This window comes from Buchnera aphidicola (Pseudoregma panicola), assembly GCF_039376655.1.
Lineage (GTDB): Bacteria > Pseudomonadota > Gammaproteobacteria > Enterobacterales > Enterobacteriaceae > Buchnera_G > Buchnera_G aphidicola_C.
Genome location: NZ_CP135000.1, coordinates 266,354 through 286,690 on the forward strand (window position 1 = coordinate 266,354; position 20,337 = coordinate 286,690).

Consider the following 20,337-nt stretch of genomic DNA (forward strand, 5'->3'; position numbering starts at 1 on the left):
TTTTAATTTACAAATATTATTTATGTTAACTAAAATAATAAATTTTATTTAAAACTATTTTAAAAATATTAATAAGATTTAATTATTTTATCATAAATAATAAAATTTAGTGTATAATTTATATAATCAAAATATATTATTTTTTTTTAAAAAAAAATATATTAATGAAAAAAATAATAACTTTAATTATATTTTTTAATTAAAAAAAAAATATTTATTAAAATAAAATAATAATATAAATATTATAAAAAAGTATTTTAATATATTTTTAACTAAATTTTGCATCTTTTATACTTAATCTAAGTCTTCCATTTTTATCTATTTCTAAAACTTTTACTGAAACATTTTGATTTATATTCAAAAAATTAGAAACTTTACTAATTCTTTTATTAGAAATTTGAGATATATGAACTAAACCTTCTTTTCCTGACCCTATAGATACAAATGCTCCAAATTCAACTATTTTAGTAATTTTTCCAGAATATATTTTTCCTACTTCTATTTCAGAAGTAATTTTTTTAATTTTTTTTATAGCATTTTTAGCTTGATCTTTTAAAGAAGAAGAAATTTTAACAGTACCATCATCCTCTATTTCTATAGTAGTACCTGTTTCTTCAGTAAGCATTCTTATTACAGATCCTCCTTTTCCTATAACATCTTTTATTTTACAAGGATCAATCTTTATAGTATGAATTCTTGGTGCAAATATAGATATTTCTTTTTTAGGAGCATTAATATGATTTGACATAATTTTTAAAATTTTTAATCTAGCTAACTTAGCTTTTTCTAATGCAACTTTAATTATTTCTATAGTTATTCCTTCTATTTTTATGTCCATTTGCAAAGATGTTATTCCAATGAAACTTCCAGAAACTTTAAAATCCATGTCACCAAAACGGTCTTCTTCACCAGAAATATCTGATAATATTACATATTCATTACATCTTTTTATCAATCCCATAGCTATTCCTGCTATTGCAAATTTTATTGGAACGCCGGCATCCATTAAAGCCAATGAAGCTCCGCAAACAGAAGCCATAGAAGAAGAACCATTAGATTCAGTAATTTCTGAAACTATTCTTATAGTATAAGGAAATTCTTTTGTATTAGGCATAGCTGCAATTAAACTTTTTTTTGCTAATCTTCCATGTCCTATTTCTCTTCTTTTTGGAGATCCATATAGTCCTATTTCTCCAACAGAATAAGATGGAAAATTGTAATGAAACAAAAAATTATCTGTTTTATCTCCCAATAATTCATCTAAATTTTGCGCATCTCTAGAAGTTCCTAAGGTAACAGAAACTAAAGATTGAGTTTGACCCCTAGTAAATAAAGAAGATCCATGAACTCTAGGCAACGTTCCTGTTTGTATATATATTTTTCTTATTTCATTAAAATTTCTTTTATCAATTCTACTAAAATTGTTTAGAATGATATTTCTAAAAATATATTTTTCAACTAAATTTATAGAATTTTCTATTTCTATTTTATTATATTTTGGATATTTTAAACTTATAAAATTTAAAATTTCATTTTTTAAAATATTAATTTTTTCTTCCCTTTCTAACTTAAATTTAGTTAAATAAGAACTAACAATTTTATCTTTATAAAATTTTTTAATTTTATAAAACAATTTTTTTTTATTTAATAAAAAATTACAATCTATTTTAGGTTTTATAACTTTTTTAGAAAATAAAGAAATATTTTTAATAAGTTTTTTTTGATTCTTATGTCCAAATAAAATAGCATTTAAAATTTCTTTTTCAGTTAACATGTTAGATTCTGCTTCTACCATTAATATAGCATTTTTAGTACCCGAAACTACCAAATCTAAACTACTAAATTTCATATCTTGAACTATTGGATTTAAACAATATTTTTTATTTATAAAACCAACTCTAGAAATTCCTATAGGTCCAAAAAATGGAATTCCTGAAATATTTAAAGCAGCTGAAGTTCCTATAACAGCTACTATGTCTGGATTTATCTGAGGATTTACAGAAATAACAGTTGCCACAATTTGTATTTCATTTAATAAACCTTCAGGAAATAATGGTCTTATTGGTCTATCTATTAATCTTGCTATTAATATTTCATTTTCACTTGGTCTTCCTTCTCTTCTAAAAAAACCACCAGGTATTCTACCAGCAGCATATGTTCTCTCTTGATAATCTACCTTTAAAGGAAAAAAATTGTTTTCTTCTTTAACTTTTTTATTAAAAACAACTGTTACAAGAACTATAGTATCATCTATATTTGCGACTACTGCAGAAGTAGCCTGTTTTGCAATAATTCCTGTTTCTAAAATAACAGTATTATTACCATATTCAAATTTATGTTTTATATAATTTTGCAAAATAATTTCCTTAACATATCATTATTAAAATTTATTATAAAAAAAAATATAAATATATAATATTATTTTCTAAATTAAAATAATTAATATTAATTAAAAAATAAAACTTAATAACATAAAAAATTTAAAATTATTTTTGTTAAAGGGCTTCTTACAGCCCTAAAAACATTTTTATCTTCTTATAGAAAGTTTTTTAATGACATATTTATATCTAGATAATGATTTCTTTTTTAAATAATTTAATAGTTTTCTTCTTTTAGAAACCATACACAACAATCCTCTTTTACTACCATGATCTTTTTTGTTAATGTCAAAATGAATCTTTAAAGTTTTAATTCTAAATGTTATTAATGCAATCTGAACTTCTGCAGATCCACTATCATTAATACTCTTACCAAATTTTAAAAATATTTTTGAATGTTTTATATTTTTTTTACTCATAAAAACCTCTAAAAAAAACAATTTAATATAAAATTATTTTATTAAAAACATTTTTTCAAAATTTCAGATATCTTGTTTCCTTCTAATGACGAATTATCATAACAAAACTTTAATATAGGAGCTGTTCTTAATATTATTTTTTTACAAAGTAATTTTACTATATATTTTTTATAGCTATTTAATATTTTAATAATATTTTTAATATTTCTAGAATTATAAATATTTAAAAAAGTAAAAAATATTTTTGCATATTTTAAATCTTTGGAAATTTCTACATCTGAAATTGTTACTAAAAAATTAATTCTTTTATCATTTATATAAAAAGATAAAATATTAGATATTTCTTTTCTAATAATAGTAGAAATCTTATATTGTCTGTTAAAATATAAAATCATAATTTTCTCTAAATTTTTTAATATAAAAATAAATTCTTATTATATTTTATTTATAAAAACTTCTAAAACATCTTTTATTTTTATTTTATTAAAATTTTTTATAATAATTCCGCATTCTAAACCTTTTTTAGCTTTTTTTATATCTTTCTTAAAATGCTTTATAGAATCTATTTTACTTGTAAATATAATTTTTTTATTTCTTATTATATTCACATCTAAATTACATTGTATAAATCCTTTTGTTACTATACATCCAGCAACATTAATTAAGTTAGAAACTTTAAAAACATTTTTTACATGAGCTACACCGCAAACAATATTTTCTAAATTAGAACTCAAAACTTTTTTCTTTAACAATTCTATTTCATTCAACAAATTATATATTATAGAATGATATTTTATATCTAATTTATTTAATAAAATTATTTTTTTAGCTATTTTGTTAGGATAAACATTAAAAGCTAAAATTATTGATTTAGAAGTCTCTGCTAATGACACATCTGATTCATTTATTGATCCAACACCAGAACTTATTATTTTTATAACAAAATCTTTACTAGACATATTAAATATTTTATTATAAATAGCTTCTAAAGAACCCTGTGAATCAGCTTTTATTAATAAATTTATATTACTAAAATTTTTTGTTTTTATATTTTCCAAAAAATTTTCTGATTCATTTTTTTTTGATTTATTAAATTTTTTTTGCTTATCTTTATTTTTTTTATAAAAAATAAATTCTTTAGATTTTTTTTCATTTTGTGTAACTACAAAACTACTTCCTGAAATAGGTATTCCTGATAATCCTAATATTCTAACTGGAATAGAAGGTGTAACAAATTTTAAAGAATTTCCAAATTCATCATTAATAGCTTTAACTTTTCCATATTCTAAATCACATATAATAAAATCTCCTATTTTTAATGTACCTTCTTGAACTATTATAACAGATATTATACCTTTATTTTTGTCTAAAAAAGATTCTATAACAACACCTTTAGCAGTACATTCATAAAATGTTTTTAATTCTAAAATTTCTGTTTGTAAAAAAATAGCATCCAATAAATTATCAATTCCTTTATTAAATTTAGCTGATACAGAAACAAAAACGTTTTCACCTCCTAATTCTTCAGGAACTATCTCATATTTCATTAATTCATTTTTAATAAAGTCTATATTTTTGTCAACTTTGTCTATCTTATTCACTGCTATTATTATTGGAACATTTGATGTTTTAGCATGTTTTATAGCCTCTATAGTTTGAGGCATTACACCATCATCTGCTGCTACAACTAAAACTATTAAATCTGTTATTTTAGCACCTCTAGATCTCATATTTGAAAATATTTCATGCCCGGGAGTATCTAAAAAAACTATGTTTTTATTATTTATTTTAGTATTATATATAGATATATTTTGAGTTATTCCTCCAAATTCTTTATCTTTAATATTACTAGATATAATACAATCTAAAATTGAAGTTTTTCCATGATCTACATGACCCATTATAGTAACTATAGGAGGTCTATTTTTCATTTTTAAATTATTAGAACATTTTTTTTTCTTAAGAAAATCTTTTATTTTATTATTTTTCTTTTCTATTACTTTATATCCTAATAATTCTGATATTTTTTTGGTATCTTTAAAACTTAAAAAATTATTATTTATTTTTATTCCTAATTTAGAAATTTTTTCATATATATTTTTTACTTTTATTCCTAATAATGAAGAAAATTTCATTAAAGAAATATTTTCATTTAAAACTATATTTTTATTTATAATATTATTGGGTTTGATAAAAGATTGTTTTATTAATTTTATTTTCTCACTTTTTAAAATATTTTTTTTATTTTTAACATTATTTTTTTTAACAATATCTAAACTATATATTTTATTAAAATTTTTATTTTTTACTGAAGAAATATTTTTATTAAAAGTATTTTTTTTTAAAAATTTTTTATTTTTTAAATCTTCTTTAAAACTATTTACTTTATCATGTGGTCTATTTTTACTTTTTATAAAAATAGATTTTTTAAACTTATTAGAAAAACTATTTTTTATAAAAATTTTTTTATCTTTAATATTTTTGTTTTCTACAAATTTTTTTTTTAAAAAAGATTTTTTATTTATTTTACTTTTCATATTTTTTTCCTATTTAAGAACATTGTTAATATTAAATTTAAAAAAAATATAATTTAGTTTATTTATTAATTTTTATATAAAATAAATTTAATTTTATTTCTATTATTTTTAAAAAAAAATATTTTATAAAACTAACATTTTTATATAAAAAAATATTTTATTTTTTTTTCAAAAAAAACTATATAAATTTATATTAAATTAATTATATTTTTTTATGTTTCTTTTTTAATTCAGATAATGTCATAACATTAAGATCCCAACCACTTAATTGAGAAGCTAATTTTACATTTTGACCATTTCTTCCTATAGCTTGAGCTAAATTTATAGATTCTACAGCTATATCCATAGTATGATTATTTTTATTAACTATTATAGAAGATACATTTGCTGGAGACATAGAATTTATTACAAATTTAATCTCATCAGAGTCCCATAAAACTATGTCTATTCTCTCCCCACATAATTCACTAGAAACTGCTTGAACTCTAGCACCTCTCATTCCTACACAAGCTCCTACTGGATCTATTCTTTTATCATTAGATTTTACAGCTACTTTAGATCTAGATCCTGGATCTCTAGCAGTAGCTTTTATTTTTATTAAACCTTCTCCTATTTCTGGAACTTCTATTTTAAAAAGCTCTACTAACATTTCAGGCTTTGATCTACTAATGAACAATTGAGCTCCTTTAGACTCAGTATGTATGTAATATAATAATCCTCTTACTCTATCTCCTAATCTAAAATTTTCTCTAGGAAGTAAATCTTTTTTCATTATTATTGCATCTGCATTATTTCCTAAATCTAAAAAAATACAATCTCTATTAATCTTTTTTACTATTCCAGTAATAATTTCATTAATATTATTTTTAAATTTATTAATTATCATACATTTTTCTGCTTCTCTAACTTTTTGAACCATTATTTGTTTAGCTGTTTGAGTAGTAATTCTGTCAAAAACAATAGAACTTATTTCGTCTTCTATATATTCTTTTAATTTTACATTTTTATTTTCAAATTTCGCTGCATCTAGAGTAATTTCTTTAGTAGGAAATTTTACTTTATCTACAATAATCCATCTTCTAAAAGTTTTAAAACTACCATGTTTTCTATCTATTTTAACAACTACATCAATTTCTTTATTATATTTTTTTTTAGTAGCTGCAGATAAAGCAAATTCTAAAGCTTCAAATATTTTTTCTATAGGCAATTGTTTTTCATTAGAAACAGATTCTACAACAGACAAAATTTCTTTATTCATCAAAAAATCCTTTATTTTAAAGAAATATATTTTAAAAAGTTCTAATATAATATTATTTTAAAAATTGTATTTATAAAATTTATAAATAAAAATAAAAAACCCCGATAATTACGGGGTTCAAAATATTTTAAAAAATAAAATTTAATATTAAAAATACATTTTAAAATATTTAAATTTTAAAAAAAAAATATAATATTATTTTATACCAAGAACGGGATTCGAACCCGTAAGCCTATAAAAGGCACTATTAACTCAAAATAGCGTGTATACCATTTCACCATCTTGGCAAAATTTAATAATATTAAAAATAAAATTTTATTCTTTTAACAATTTAAAAATATATAATTTTATTTAAATATATAATTATTTTTTTAATGTCATTAAATTACATAAAACTAAGTTAATAAAGAAAAAAAATAATAATAAAATAGATATAACTTTATTAGTTAAATTGTTTTTTAAAATATTAAAAAAAAATAATTTATTTTTATTTTTTATACTATAAAAATCATGCATTTCTAACATTTTAACTTTTTGTGTCAAAATTATAAAATTTATAGAAATCGAAACGATAATGAAAAATGTAAAAAAGATAACATACATAATCACCCTAATAATTTATTATTAAAAAAAATATAAATTATTATAACTAAAAAATTATAATAATATAATTTAAATTTTTATAAAAAAAATTAATAAAAAACTTAAATATATAAATTTTTATATAATATTATATAATAATAAATATTATATTTTATATATAGTATAGTATGTAAAAAATGATCTAACATATTTTATTAAATATATAAAAAATTTTATAAATAATATATTATATACTATTTTTTTAATGAATTTTAGAATTTATATTTTTTCTAATATTTCTTCTATTCATTAAATCATCTATTTGAAAAAACTCAATTGTTTCATATTTAATTAAAGCATCTTTCATAGCATGAAGAATATCAATATTTTCTTTTAAAATTTTAAAAGCTCTATTATAATTAGATTCTATTAATATTTTTATTTCTTTATCAATAACTCTAACAGTTTTATTAGAAATGTTAGAAGAAACAGATATATTTTTTCCTAAAAATATTTCTTCTTTTTCTTTAGTATATAATATTGGACCTAATTTTTTTGAAAACCCCCATTTAGTTACCATATTTCTAGCTATACTAGTAGCCATTTTTATATCTTGATATGCTCCAGTAGAAATATTTTTAGATCCGTAAATTATTTCTTCAGCTAATCTTCCTCCATATAATGTAGATATTTTACTTTCTAACTTTTCTTTACTCACACTTATTTCATCATCTACAGGTAAAAAAAATGTTGCACCTAAAGACATACCTCTGGGAATTATAGTTACTTTATGAACAGGATCATGATCTGGAACTAATCTTCCTACTATTACATGACCTGCTTCATGATATGCTGTACATTCTTTTTGTTTATCAGTCATTATCATAGATCTTCTTTCTGATCCCATTATTATTTTATCTTTAGATGTTTCAAATTCCGACATAGAAACACTGCTTTTATTTAATCTAGCTGATAATAAAGCTGCTTCATTTACTAAATTAGCTAAGTCAGCGCCTGAAAAACCAGGAGTCCCTCTAGCCAAAATAGAAGTTGATACATTTTTTTTAACAATTATATTTTTCATGTGAACTTTTAATATTTGTTTTCTTCCTTTTACATCAGGTAAAGAAACTATAACTCTTCTATCAAATCTACCAGGTCTTAATAATGCTGGATCTAAAACATCTGGTCTATTTGTAGCTGCTATTAATATAATTCCTTTGTTTTCTTCAAATCCGTCCATTTCTACTAATATTTGATTTAAAGTTTGTTCTCTTTCATCATGTCCTCCACCTAAACCTGTACCTCTTTGTCTTCCAACAGCATCTATTTCATCTACAAATATTATACATGGAGAAAACTTTCTTGCATTTTCAAACATATCTCTAACTCTAGAAGCTCCAACACCTACAAACATTTCTACAAAATCTGAACCAGAAATAATAAAAAATGGAACTTTAGCCTCTCCTGCTACCGCTTTTGCTAATAATGTTTTTCCAGTCCCTGGAGGTCCAACTAATAAAATTCCTTTTGGAATTTTACCCCCTAATTTTTTAAACTTTTTAGGATTTTTTAAATATTCAACTAATTCTTTAACTTCTTCTTTAGCTTCGTCACATCCTGCCACGTTAGAAAAAGTAATTTTTACTTTATTATCCGAAAGCATTTTTGATTTATCTTTTCCAAATGACATAGCGCCTTTGCCGCCAGATTGAAGCTGTCTAACAAAAAAAATCCATATTCCTATTAACAAAAACATAGGAAGCCAAGATATTATTAAAGAAGTAAAAAATCCTGGTGATATAGGAGATTTACCAAAAATTTTTATGTTTTTTAATAATAAAATATCTAATAATTTTTGATCATTAATTGGTATAGTAGTATAGTATTTATTATTATTTTTATTTATTATTTCTATCTGTCTTCCATCAATTGTAACTTCAGATATTTTATTTTTATTTACTTCTGATAAAAAAGCAGTATAAGATATTCTATTGTTAAAAGAATTTCTAGTAGTAAAACTTTGAAAAACAGACATAAACATAACAGATACAAATAACCAAATAATTATATTTTTAGCTGAATGACTCAAAGAATTAACCTCATATAACAACTATTATAAAAAAAAATCATCTCATTATTCCTTTTCCTACAATAAATAATTCTCTAGAACTATTATAAGAAGACTTTAATTTATAAATTTTTATATTTACAAAAAAATCTTTTAAAATTTTTATATATTTATTTAAATATTCTCCTTCAAACGCTTTTGTTATATAAATTCCATTTTTAAAAAAAATTTTTTTGCATATTTTAAAAGACAAATTTAACAAATTTATTATATTAAAATTATCAACACACCTGTTTCCACTTATATTAGGTGACATATCAGACATTAATACATCAATATTATATATACTAATTTTTTTTAAAAAAAGTTTTAAAAATTTTTTATTTAATAAATTTCCTTTGTAAAAAATTATATTATTTGTAAATTTCATATTATTTATGTCACATGAAATTATATTTCCATTACTACCAATATGTTTAGAAGCATATTTAGACCAACCACCAGGTGAAGATCCTAAATCTACAATATTCATATTTTTTTTAAATATTTTACTTTTTAAATTTATTTCTTCTATCTTAAACCAAGATCTAGATATTAATTTTTTTTCTTTAGCAATTAAAACATTTTTATCTTTAAAATTTCTTTTCAACCAAATTGTAGAACTTTTAGAAAAATTTTTATATTTCATATAAATTTTTATAATATTATAAATGTTCTACATTTATAATTTTATATTTTATTTTACCATTAGGAGTATTTATAGAAGAGATTTCACCTATATATTTTCCTATTAAACCTCTAGATATAGGAGATCTTATAGAAATTAATCTATTTTTAAAATTAGATTCATCTTCACCTACAATTTTATATTTAAAATATTTTTTAGAAAATATATTCATAATAGTTACAGTTACTCCAAAAACTACTTTATTTTTATTTGGTATTTTTGTTATATCTATAATATCTATATTAGACAATTTGCTTTCTATATCTTTAATTTTTCCTTCACAAAAACTTTGCTCTTCTCTTGCAGAATGATATTCTGCATTTTCTTTTAAATCTCCATGTTCTCTTGCTTTTTTAATGTTATTTATAATTTTTTTTCTTTTAATATTTTTAAGATTGTTTAATTCATCTTTAAGTTTTTTGAATCCTAAAACAGTTATAGGTATTTTTTTAACCAAACTAAAACCTCAACTTTTTATTAATTTATAATATTTTTTAAATAATAATAAATTTATATATTTATAATTATATCAAATTATTAATTATTTGTTAAATAACTAATTATATAAATAATAAATAATTAATAAACTTAAAAAAAATAAAACATAAAAATTTTTGTAATTATATAAGTTAAAATAATAAAAATAAAATATTTAACAACACATAACATAAAAAAATTTATAACTAAAAAAATGTAAATAACAAAATTTTTTAAAAAAAAATATATTATATTTAAAAAAATGTCTTATAATTTTATAAAACATTAATAATATTATAATATAAAAAATGAAAATAGAAAAAATAAAAAATATAATAAAAAAAAATATAGATATTTATAAAATAAAAATAATAAAAGAAAATGACAATATAGAAATTACTGCAATAAGTGATATTTTTATAAATAAAACAGATTTAGAAAGACAACAAATAATATATAAGTCAATACAAGATATAATTATAAAAAAAAAAATACATGCTGTTATGATTTACACATATTCTATTAAAGAATGGAAAAAAATAAATAATTCTAAATAAAATTATATTTATTTTATAAAAAACATAAAATTTTATAAAAATAATATTTAAAATATTAATTATAAAAATATTATATAAATATATAATATAAATATTAAATTTTTATATAATAATTTTTTTTAAAAAAAATAATTACAAATTAAATTATTAATGTTAATAATAAATTTTTAATAAAAATTTTAAAAAAAATAATAAATTTTTATTTTTATTAAACGCAAAAATGTTTAAATAGGTAAATATATGAAAGCAATATTCATAATAAATAATAATCAATATATGGCAAATGTTGGTGATACAATAAATGTAGAAAAGTTAAATTTAAAAATAGGTGAAACAATTACATCAAAAAAGGTTTTAATGATATGTAAAAATAAAAATTCAATTATAGGAAAACCATTTTTAAAAAAAGAATATGTTTCAGCTAAAATAAAATCACATAATAAAAAGAAAAAAATAAATATCATAAAATTCAAAAGAAGAAAACATTATAAAAAAAAACAAGGTCATAGACAAAAATATACTATGATAAAAATAATAAAAATTAGTAACAATACAGGAATATAAAATGGCTCACAAAAAAGCTGGTGGTTCAACCAGAAATGGTAGAGACTCTAATTCAAAAAGATTAGGTATAAAAAAATTTGGAGGAGAATTTGTAAAACCTGGTAATATAATTTTGAGACAAAGAGGTACAAAATTTCATCCAGGTAAAAATGTTGGATGTGGAAAAGATCATACTTTATTTGCATTAAAAAAAGGAAAAGTACATTTTAAAAAAAAAGGAATTAATAAAAAAAAATATATATATGTAAATTAATATAATAAATTTTTAAAATAATAAAATATTAAAATCTAAAAAAATGTCTTTAAAACAAAAAGATATTTTCCTGTAAAGAGAAATAAATGAAATTTTTTGATGAAATTTTAATTTACATAAAATCAGGAAATGGAGGAAATGGATGTACAAGTTTTAGAAGAGAAAAATTTATTCCTAAAGGAGGTCCTGATGGAGGAGATGGAGGAAATGGTGGAAATGTATGGATAAAATCTGATTTTAATATAAATACATTAGTAAAATATAACTTCAAAAAAGTTTTAAAAGCGGAAAATGGACATAATGGAAAGAAAAAAAAATGTTCTGGCAAAAAAGGAAAAGACATTTATATAAATGTACCATTAGGAACAAAAATAATAGACATAAAAAAAAAAAAAATATTAGCAGATATTACAAAAAAAAAACAAATATTTTTAATATTAAAAGGAGGGCAAAAAGGATTAGGAAACTATAGATTTAAATCTTCTACTAATAGATCTCCAATTAAACATACTAAAGGAAAAAAAGGTAAAAAATTAAAAGTTAAATTACAATTAACAATTCTTGCTGAAGTTGGTACATTAGGTTTACCAAATTCAGGAAAATCCACATTAGTAAGAAAAATATCTAATTCTAAAACAAAAATAGGAATGTATCCATTTACTACTATACATCCACATTTAGGAGCATTTGTAATAAATAATAAAAAATATTTTACAATAGCTGATTTACCAGGAATAATTAAGGGAGCATCAAGTGGAATAGGTTTAGGTATACAATTTTTAAAACATTTAGAAAGATGCAAAATATTACTTCATATAGTAGATTTTTCTTTAAAAAAAAATTCTAATATTATAAAAAATATAAACATTATAAAAAAAGAAATAAGAAAATATAATAAAAAAATATTAAATAAACCTATATGGTTAGTGTTAAATAAAATAGATAAAATAAATTATAAAAAAAAAATCAAAGAAATAAATTTTAAAAAAAAAATAAAAGAAAAATTATTTTTTATATCTGCAAAATATAAAAAAGGAACTAATAAACTTTGTAAAAATATTATAAAATTTTTAAAAAAAATAAAATAAAAGATATTTAAAAAATTTAAAACCCGAGTATATAAAAAATTATACCGGGTTATAATAATAAAATTAATTTAACGTTTTGAAAATTGAGGTCTTTTCCTAGACTTTCTAAATCCAAATTTTTTTCTTTCTACTTTTCTAGAATCTCTAGTAATAAATCCAAATTTTTTTAATTTAGATTTAAAAACATTATCATATTCTATTAATGATTTAGTAATTCCTTGTCTTACAGCATGAGCTTGACTAGAAATACCCCCACCTTTAACAGTAATAAAAAAATTAAATTTATTATTTAAATTTAACATTGAAATAGGTTGTAAAACTACAGAACAAATAGTATCGATTTTAAAATAATCATTTATACTTTTTTTATTTATAAAAATTTCTCCATTTCCATTTTTTAAAAATACCCTAGCTGAAGAAGTTTTTCTTCTTCCAGTTCCATAGTTTTTAGTTTTCATAATTAATTATATAAAATTTCCAATTAAATTTTTAATAACTTTGGTTTTTGAGATAAATGTCTTAACTTTTCTCCTGAATAAACTTTTAACTTTTTCATAAAAACTCTTCTAAGAGAATTTTTAGGCAACATTCCTTTTATAGCATTTATTATTACTTTTTCTGGACTCTTTATAAGCATATCTTTTAAAGAAATTTTTTTTAACCCTCCTATAAATCCAGTATGACTATAATAAATTTTATCTTTCATTTTTTTTCCAGTAACAGATATTTTGTCAGCATTTAATATAACTATATAATCTCCATTATTTACATTATTAGCATAATTAGACTTATGTTTTCCCATTAAGTATTTAGAAACTTTAGATGCTAATCTTCCTAATATCTTACCTTTAGCATTTACATAAAACCATTTTTCTTTATTTATATTTTTTATTAAAAAACTTTTCATTTTTAAAAAAATACCTATATAATACTATAATTAATAAGAATTTTAAAAATATTTATTATATAATAAATTATTAATATAATACTATATTAAAACAAAATAATATAAATTATTAAAATAAAAATTATATAATATTTTTTAAATATCATAATTTTATATTAAAATTCTAATTTATTTTTTTTTTATAAAATAAGAGTAAAAATTTTTATGAATTCAGAAATAAATCTTTTAAATTTTAGAAAAAAAATTAATGAAATAGATAAAAAAATAATAAATTTATTATTTAAAAGAAATAAAATTTCTAAAAAAATTGCAAAAATAAAAATATATCTTAAAAAGAATATAAAAGACAAAAATAGAGAAAAAGAAATTTTATTAAATATATATAATAAATCTAAAAAATATAATATTTCTAAAAAATATATAAAAAAGATATTTATAAGTATAATAAAATATTCTATAAAAATACAAAAAAAAATATTTAGAAAATTAATAACTAAAAAAATATCAATATTAGGTCCAAAGGGATCATATTCATATTATGCTGCAAAAAAATATTGTAAAAAAAAAAATATATATAAAAAAAAATTTATATATAAAAATTTTAAAAATGTAGAAAAATATGTAAAAGAAAAAAAAACAGAAATTGCAATATTACCTATAGAAAATTCAAATACAGGTAAAATAAATGAAATATATAATATTTTAGAAAAAACTAAATTGTTTGTTGTAGAAACAATATGTTTGAAAATTAATCATTGTTTATTTTCAAAAAAAAATATTGAAACAAAAAAAATAAAAACTATATATACACATATACAACCATTTTTGCAATGTGAAAAATTTATAAAAAAATTTTATAAAAAAAGCAATATAATATTTATGAAAAGTACATCATATGCTATAAATAAAATTATCAATAAAAAAAACAATAATATAGCAGCTATAGGAAATAAAAAAAATATAAATTTATTTAAAATACAAATTTTAAAAAAAAATATAAATGATAATAAAAAAAATTTTACTAAATTTATAGTTTTGAAAAGAAAAAAAAATATAAAATTAAATAACAAAAAAAATATACTTTTAATTAGATTTTCTTATAACAAAAAACAATTTCCAAACAAAATTTTTTCTATTTTATATAAAAATAAAATAGAAATAAAAGAAATTATATGCAATAAATCAGAAACAAAAAATCATAAAAATATATATTTTATTGAACTAATAAACAACAAATTTTTAATGAAAAATATAAATATTATATTAAGAAAAATATTTAAAATATCCAAAAATATAAAAATAATAGGAAACTATAAAAATAAAAATTTAATTTAATATTTTATATTAATAAAAAAATATTGAAAAAAATTTTTACTTAACATATTTATATTAAGAGAAAAAAATGTTTGAAAATATAAAAAAAAATTTTAATGAAATTATAGAAAAAATATCTGGATCTGGAATAATTACAGAAAAAAATATAAATGAAACTATAAGGGAAATAAGAAAGTCTTTTTTAGAATCAGATGTTCCAATAAAAATTATTAAAAACTTTATAGAAAAAATAAGAAAAAAGGCTGTAGGAAAAAAAATAAACAAAAGTTTTACACCAGGACAAGAACTAATAAATATTATACAAAAAGAAATGATTTCAGAATTTGGTGAAAAGCCTAGTTTTATAAATCTATCTACAAAAAACCCAGCTATAATATTAATAGTTGGATTACAAGGAATGGGAAAAACTACCAGTGTAGTTAAGATTGCAAATTTTATAAAAAATAACTATAAAAAAAAAGTTTGTACATTTTCGTTAGACATAAATAGACCAGCTGCAATAGAACAACTTGAATTTTTATCAAAATTATCAAAAATAGATTTTTTAAATGTACATGGTAAAAAAAAACATAGCAAAATATTAGAATTAGGAATAAAAGAAGCAAAAAAGAAAATGTATGATTGCGTAGTTATAGACACTTCTGGAAGATTACATATAAATAAAAATATGATGAATGATTTAAAAAAATTTCAAAAATTTTTAAATCCTATAGAAACTTTATTAGTATGTGATGCTATGATAGGACAAGATTCTATAAAAATAATAAAAACTTTTAAAAAATATGTAAAAATAACAGGAATAGTATTGACTAAAACAGATAGTGATGCAAGATGTGGTATTGCTTTTTCTGCCAGAATAATAACAAATAAACCAATAAAATTTTTATGTAACGGAGAAAAAATAGATAAAATAAAAATATTTGAACCAAAAAAAATAGTTAATAAAATAATAGGGATGGAAGATGTAACATCTTTAATAGAAAAGATAAATTTACAAATAAAAAAAGACAAATATATTTCTAATAAAAATAAAATAAACAAAAAAAATACATTTAATTTAAATAATTTTCTAGAACAAATTAATCAACTAAATAAAATGGGAGGAATAGAAAAAATAATAAATAAAATACCTTTTAAATATGTAAAAAAAAATGAAAAATTAAAAAAATTTAATGATGATATAATTAAAAGTTTCAAAACAATAATACTTTCAATGACAAAAAAGGAAAGAGAAAATCCTAAAATAATAAAAGGATCTAGAAAAAAAAGAATAGCTTTAGGTTCAGGATCAACAGTTCAGCAAATTAATATATTATTACAAAAATTTAATAATGTAAAAAAAATTATGAAAAAAATAAAAATAAATGGAACAAAAAATTTTTTGAAAAATTTTTTTACGAATAAAATTTTTTAAAAAAAAATGAGAAAAATATAATATGATAAAAATAAGACTTTCAAGAAAGGGATCTAAAAAAAGACCATTTTATAAAATTATAGTGTCAGATGTAAGATTTCCTCAAAATGGTAGATTTATAGAAAAGATAGGGTATTATGATCCTATAAAAAAAAATTTAAAAAAAAATTTTTATGTTTCAGAAGATAGAATGCAATTTTGGTTAACAAGAGGAGCAGTATTTTCAAAAAGAGTAAAAAGTATAATAAAGAAAAATAAATTATGCTTATAGCTGGTAAAATAATAAAATCATATGGAATATTAGGTTGGTTAAAAATAATTTCTTTTACAGAAAAAAAAGAAAAAATATTTGAATATTCTCCATTATATATATATATAAACAAAAAATATAAAGTTATAGAAATAGAAAAATGGAAAAAAAATAAAAAAAAAATATTAATAAAAATTTTAAACATATCAAACAGAACAGAATCAGAAAAATTTGTTAAAAAAAATATATTTATAAAAAATTCTTCCTTACCTAATTTATTAAATGATGAATATTATTGGAAAGATATAATAAAATGTAAAATATTTAATAAAAAAAATATATATTTAGGAAAAGTATATAAAATTATAGATACACAAACATATGATATATTAGTAATAAAAACAAATAAAAAAAAAATTAAAAAAAAAGAAATTTTAATACCATTTATATTAAAAAAATATATAAAAAATATAGATTTATATAAAAAAAAAATAATAATAAAAAACTATTCAAATTTTATTTAAAATAGTACATGAAAAAAAAAAATAATACTACAATAAATATTGTAACAATATTTCCTAAAATGTTTAAAACTATATTAAAATATGGAATAATACATAAATCTATAAAATCTAAAATATTAAAAATAAAATTTTGGAATCCAAGAAAATTTACAAATAAAAAAAATAAAAATATAGATGATACACCTTATGGCGGTGGACCTGGAATGATAATGAATCCATATCCATTATATAAAACTATAAAACACATAAAATCATTATATAAAAAAAAAAATATAAAAACTATTTATCTATCTCCTCAGGGAAAAAAGATAAACAAAAAAAATATATTAAATATATTAAAATATAATAAAATAATATTAATTTGCGGCAGATATGAAGGAATAGATGAAAGAATAATATTTAAAGAAGTAGATGAAGAAATATCTATAGGAGATTATGTTTTATCTGGAGGAGAAATACCATCAATGGTATTAATAGAATGTATTGTTAGATTTATACCTGGAATTTTAAAAAAGAAATGTATTAAAGAAGATTCATTTTTCAATGGATTATTAGACTATCCTAACTATACTAAACCTAAAAAATTTAAAGGAATGAAAGTACCAAAAGTTTTATTATCAGGAAATCATAAAAATATAAAATTGTGGAAAATTAAAGAATCATTAAAAACAACTTTAAAAAAAAGACCAGACCTATTCAAAAAAAAATTAAAAAAAAATAAAAAAAAAATTTTAAATATATTCAAAAAAAAATATAAAAAATAATATTAAATAAAAATAAGATGAAAATTTGTGAAAAAAATTATAAATAAAATAGAAAATGAAAATATATCAAAAAATATATTAACATTTAGGCCTGGTGATACAATTAATGTACAAAGTTGGATATCAGAAGGTGAAAAAAAAAGAATACAAAATTTTGAAGGAATAGTTATTTATGTTAAAAATAAAGGATTTAGATCATCATTTTGTGTTAGAAAGATTTCTAATGGAGAAGGAATAGAAAAAGTTTTTAAAAAATATTCTCCTATAATAAAAAAAATAGAAATAAAAAAATATGGAAAGGTAAAAAAATCTAAATTATATTATATAAGAAATTTACATGGAAAATCTTATAAAATAAAAGAAAGAAAAATTAAAAAAAAAATTAAATAAAATTCTAAAATTTTTTTAATTTTAAGATCATGCAGTATACCTGCATGATATAAATATTTTTATTTTTAATAAAAATTTTTAAACTTAAATTTAAAAATACTTTTAAAAAAAATTTTTATTTATATTTTTAATATTTAAATTTAATATTTATAAAAATTTTAAAAAATATATATATTTATTAAAATAATATATTATTAATATTATTTTATGTAAAAACTTATAAAAAATATTTTTATGAAAAAAAAAACAGTTCTACTAATAAATGGACCTAATTTAAATTTATTAGGAAAAAGAGAAAATAAGATATATGGAAAAATTACTTTAAAAAAATTAGTAAAAAAATTAAAAAAAAAAGCAAATTTTTTTAAAATTCATTTAAAAACATTTCAATCTAATTCTGAATCTAAATTAATTAAAAAAATACAAATATCAAAAAAAATAGTAAAATATATTATAATAAATCCGGCAGCGTATACACATACTAGTATAGCATTAAGAGATGCCTTATTATCAGTAAATATTCCATTTATAGAAATACATATATCTAATATATATTCTAGAGAAAATTTTAGGGCAAATTCTTGGTTTTCTGACATTTCTTCTGGAATAATATGCGGATTAGGAATAAAAGGATATTTTTTAGCATTAGAAGCAATATATGATAAAATAATAAAAGAAAAATAAAAATAATTATTAAAATTTATATAATAAATATAAATTTCTTTTTGCACTTTTCTTTTTTTAAATAGAAAAGTGCAATATTATTAAAAATTGTTTTTTAAAACTGTGACCAATTTTTTAATATCTTCAGGCAAATTAGAACAAAATTTTAATTTTTTTTTTGTTTTAGGATGCTTAAACTTTATCATAACAGAGTGCAATGCTTGTCTTGGAAATTTTTTTATATAATCAAAACAATTTTTTTTTAAACAATGTATATTTCTATTATCAAAATATTTTTTATCTCCTACTACTGGATGATTAATATGTAAAAAATGCGCTCTTATTTGATGAGTTCTACCAGTTTGTAATTTTATTCTTAGATGTGTACAATTAGAAAATCTATTAATAACTTTATAATAAGTAACTGCCTTTTTACCATGTTTATTAACACACATTTTAGTTTTAAAAAATTTATGACGTTTTATGGGAGCTGAAATATATCCATCAGAAAATATATTTCCAATTACAATAGCTTCATATTCTCTTACTATTTTTCTTTTTTTTATTAATTTTAAAAGTTTATAATAAGAAAATAAATTTATTGCTATAACTAATAATCCAGTAGTATTTTTATCAAGTCTATGCACTATACCTGCTCTAGGAATGTTATTAGATTCCTTAAAATAATACAATATAGCATTTAATATAGTTCCTGTTTGGTTACCATTACCAGGATGCATTATAATATTATTTTTTTTATTTATTATAGCTATATATTTATCTATATATATAAAATTTAAAAAAATATTTTCTGGGAAAAAAATTTTTTTTTTATATGATTTTTCTATAAACATTATTATAGAATAATTAATCTTTTTACTAGGTTTTTTACAAACAATTCCGTTTAAAAAAACTTTTCCATTAATAAAAAAATGTTTAATTTTTGATCTAGAATATTTAGAAATTTTTTTTTGTAAAATAACATCTATTCTATATTTTTTTTTCAAATTAATAAAAAATACATTTTTACTTCCAACTTTATAATTCATAAAAAATATTGTAATAAAAATAAAAAAAAAATTTAAAATTATTTTTTAAAAAATAAAATACATAATTAATTTTTCTTATAATTATTTTTAGAAAATTTAATAAAAACAAAGATTCTAAAAATAATATAAT

At 18.6% G+C, this 20,337-nt stretch carries 21 protein-coding genes, 1 tRNA gene and 1 pseudogene; 11 read left to right on the forward strand and 12 right to left on the reverse strand.

Annotated elements, in window-relative coordinates:
• Positions 1-268: 268 nt before the first annotated feature.
• From pnp to greA, 9 genes and pseudogenes are all read right to left on the reverse strand, one after another.
• Positions 269-2,356, reverse strand: a complete 2,088-nt coding sequence (pnp, locus tag RJT18_RS01240; protein WP_343154634.1) for a polyribonucleotide nucleotidyltransferase — start codon at positions 2,354-2,356, stop codon at positions 269-271.
• A gap of 171 nt (positions 2,357-2,527) precedes the next feature.
• Positions 2,528-2,797, reverse strand: a complete 270-nt coding sequence (rpsO, locus tag RJT18_RS01245) for a 30S ribosomal protein S15 (RefSeq protein WP_343154636.1) — start codon at positions 2,795-2,797, stop codon at positions 2,528-2,530.
• 41 nt (positions 2,798-2,838) lie between these two features.
• Positions 2,839-3,192 carry a 30S ribosome-binding factor RbfA gene (gene rbfA, locus RJT18_RS01250; RefSeq protein ID WP_343154637.1) on the reverse strand — a complete coding sequence of 118 codons (354 nt, stop codon included), beginning with the start codon at positions 3,190-3,192 and terminating at the stop codon, positions 2,839-2,841.
• Between the two features lie 39 nt (positions 3,193-3,231).
• A complete protein-coding gene (gene infB, locus RJT18_RS01255) occupies positions 3,232-5,334 on the reverse strand; it encodes a translation initiation factor IF-2 (RefSeq protein WP_343154639.1) in 2,103 nt (700 codons plus the stop codon).
• Positions 5,335-5,545: 211 nt separating this feature from the next.
• Positions 5,546-6,592 (reverse strand): annotated as a pseudogene (nusA, locus tag RJT18_RS01260) (transcription termination factor NusA); the annotation flags it as partial.
• Between the two features lie 203 nt (positions 6,593-6,795).
• Positions 6,796-6,879: transfer RNA gene (locus RJT18_RS01265), tRNA-Ser, on the reverse strand.
• A 557-nt stretch (positions 6,880-7,436) separates the two neighbouring features.
• Positions 7,437-9,266 carry an ATP-dependent zinc metalloprotease FtsH gene (gene ftsH / locus RJT18_RS01270; protein ID WP_343154640.1) on the reverse strand — a complete coding sequence of 610 codons (1,830 nt, stop codon included), beginning with the start codon at positions 9,264-9,266 and terminating at the stop codon, positions 7,437-7,439.
• Between the two features lie 37 nt (positions 9,267-9,303).
• Entirely contained in the window at positions 9,304-9,933 is a 630-nt protein-coding gene (locus tag RJT18_RS01275; protein ID WP_343154641.1) for an RlmE family RNA methyltransferase, read from the reverse strand.
• Positions 9,934-9,949: 16 nt separating this feature from the next.
• Positions 9,950-10,429, reverse strand: a complete 480-nt coding sequence (gene greA / locus RJT18_RS01280; RefSeq protein WP_343154643.1) for a transcription elongation factor GreA — start codon at positions 10,427-10,429, stop codon at positions 9,950-9,952.
• A gap of 328 nt (positions 10,430-10,757) precedes the next feature.
• On the opposite strand from greA, the gene RJT18_RS01285 reads away from it, so the two are divergent.
• The 4 genes from RJT18_RS01285 to cgtA all read left to right on the forward strand — a co-directional run bounded on the left by RJT18_RS01285 (position 10,758) and on the right by cgtA (position 12,911).
• Complete coding sequence (locus RJT18_RS01285) at positions 10,758-11,006, forward strand: BolA/IbaG family iron-sulfur metabolism protein (protein ID WP_343154644.1); 249 nt, start codon at positions 10,758-10,760, stop codon at positions 11,004-11,006.
• Positions 11,007-11,246: 240 nt separating this feature from the next.
• Positions 11,247-11,570: a 50S ribosomal protein L21 gene (gene rplU, locus RJT18_RS01290; RefSeq protein WP_343154645.1), complete on the forward strand. Its 324-nt coding sequence runs from the start codon at positions 11,247-11,249 to the stop codon at positions 11,568-11,570.
• Position 11,571: 1 nt separating this feature from the next.
• Positions 11,572-11,823 carry a 50S ribosomal protein L27 gene (gene rpmA, locus RJT18_RS01295; RefSeq protein ID WP_343154646.1) on the forward strand — a complete coding sequence of 84 codons (252 nt, stop codon included), beginning with the start codon at positions 11,572-11,574 and terminating at the stop codon, positions 11,821-11,823.
• An 86-nt stretch (positions 11,824-11,909) separates the two neighbouring features.
• Complete coding sequence (cgtA, locus tag RJT18_RS01300) at positions 11,910-12,911, forward strand: Obg family GTPase CgtA (protein WP_343154647.1); 1,002 nt, start codon at positions 11,910-11,912, stop codon at positions 12,909-12,911.
• A 68-nt stretch (positions 12,912-12,979) separates the two neighbouring features.
• On the opposite strand, the gene rpsI is transcribed toward cgtA, so the two are convergent.
• Both rpsI and rplM read right to left on the reverse strand, forming a co-directional pair.
• A complete protein-coding gene (gene rpsI, locus RJT18_RS01305) occupies positions 12,980-13,372 on the reverse strand; it encodes a 30S ribosomal protein S9 (protein WP_343154964.1) in 393 nt (130 codons plus the stop codon).
• Positions 13,373-13,392: 20 nt separating this feature from the next.
• On the reverse strand, positions 13,393-13,818 hold the full coding sequence (gene rplM, locus RJT18_RS01310) for a 50S ribosomal protein L13 (RefSeq protein WP_343154648.1): 426 nt from the start codon (positions 13,816-13,818) through the stop codon (positions 13,393-13,395).
• Between the two features lie 204 nt (positions 13,819-14,022).
• Between rplM and RJT18_RS01315 the strand changes: the two genes are divergently transcribed.
• The 7 genes from RJT18_RS01315 to aroQ all read left to right on the forward strand — a co-directional run bounded on the left by RJT18_RS01315 (position 14,023) and on the right by aroQ (position 19,179).
• On the forward strand, positions 14,023-15,153 hold the full coding sequence (locus RJT18_RS01315; protein ID WP_343154649.1) for a prephenate dehydratase domain-containing protein: 1,131 nt from the start codon (positions 14,023-14,025) through the stop codon (positions 15,151-15,153).
• A gap of 67 nt (positions 15,154-15,220) precedes the next feature.
• Positions 15,221-16,567: a signal recognition particle protein gene (locus RJT18_RS01320; RefSeq protein WP_343154650.1), complete on the forward strand. Its 1,347-nt coding sequence runs from the start codon at positions 15,221-15,223 to the stop codon at positions 16,565-16,567.
• 22 nt (positions 16,568-16,589) lie between these two features.
• The gene (gene rpsP, locus RJT18_RS01325; RefSeq protein ID WP_343154651.1) at positions 16,590-16,838 is read left to right on the forward strand and encodes a 30S ribosomal protein S16; all 249 of its coding nucleotides are present in this window, start codon (positions 16,590-16,592) and stop codon (positions 16,836-16,838) included.
• Positions 16,829-17,341: a ribosome maturation factor RimM gene (gene rimM / locus RJT18_RS01330; protein ID WP_343154652.1), complete on the forward strand. Its 513-nt coding sequence runs from the start codon at positions 16,829-16,831 to the stop codon at positions 17,339-17,341. Before rpsP ends, rimM begins: the two co-directional genes overlap by 10 nt.
• 8 nt (positions 17,342-17,349) lie before the next feature.
• Positions 17,350-18,105 carry a tRNA (guanosine(37)-N1)-methyltransferase TrmD gene (gene trmD, locus RJT18_RS01335; protein WP_343154654.1) on the forward strand — a complete coding sequence of 252 codons (756 nt, stop codon included), beginning with the start codon at positions 17,350-17,352 and terminating at the stop codon, positions 18,103-18,105.
• Positions 18,106-18,132: 27 nt separating this feature from the next.
• Positions 18,133-18,495, forward strand: a complete 363-nt coding sequence (rplS, locus tag RJT18_RS01340; RefSeq protein WP_343154655.1) for a 50S ribosomal protein L19 — start codon at positions 18,133-18,135, stop codon at positions 18,493-18,495.
• Between the two features lie 234 nt (positions 18,496-18,729).
• Positions 18,730-19,179, forward strand: coding sequence for a type II 3-dehydroquinate dehydratase (gene aroQ / locus RJT18_RS01345; RefSeq protein ID WP_343154656.1), 450 nt, complete (start codon positions 18,730-18,732; stop codon positions 19,177-19,179).
• Between the two features lie 80 nt (positions 19,180-19,259).
• On the opposite strand, the gene RJT18_RS01350 is transcribed toward aroQ, so the two are convergent.
• Complete coding sequence (locus RJT18_RS01350; protein WP_343154657.1) at positions 19,260-20,207, reverse strand: RluA family pseudouridine synthase; 948 nt, start codon at positions 20,205-20,207, stop codon at positions 19,260-19,262.
• Between the last annotated feature and the right edge of the window lie 130 nt (positions 20,208-20,337).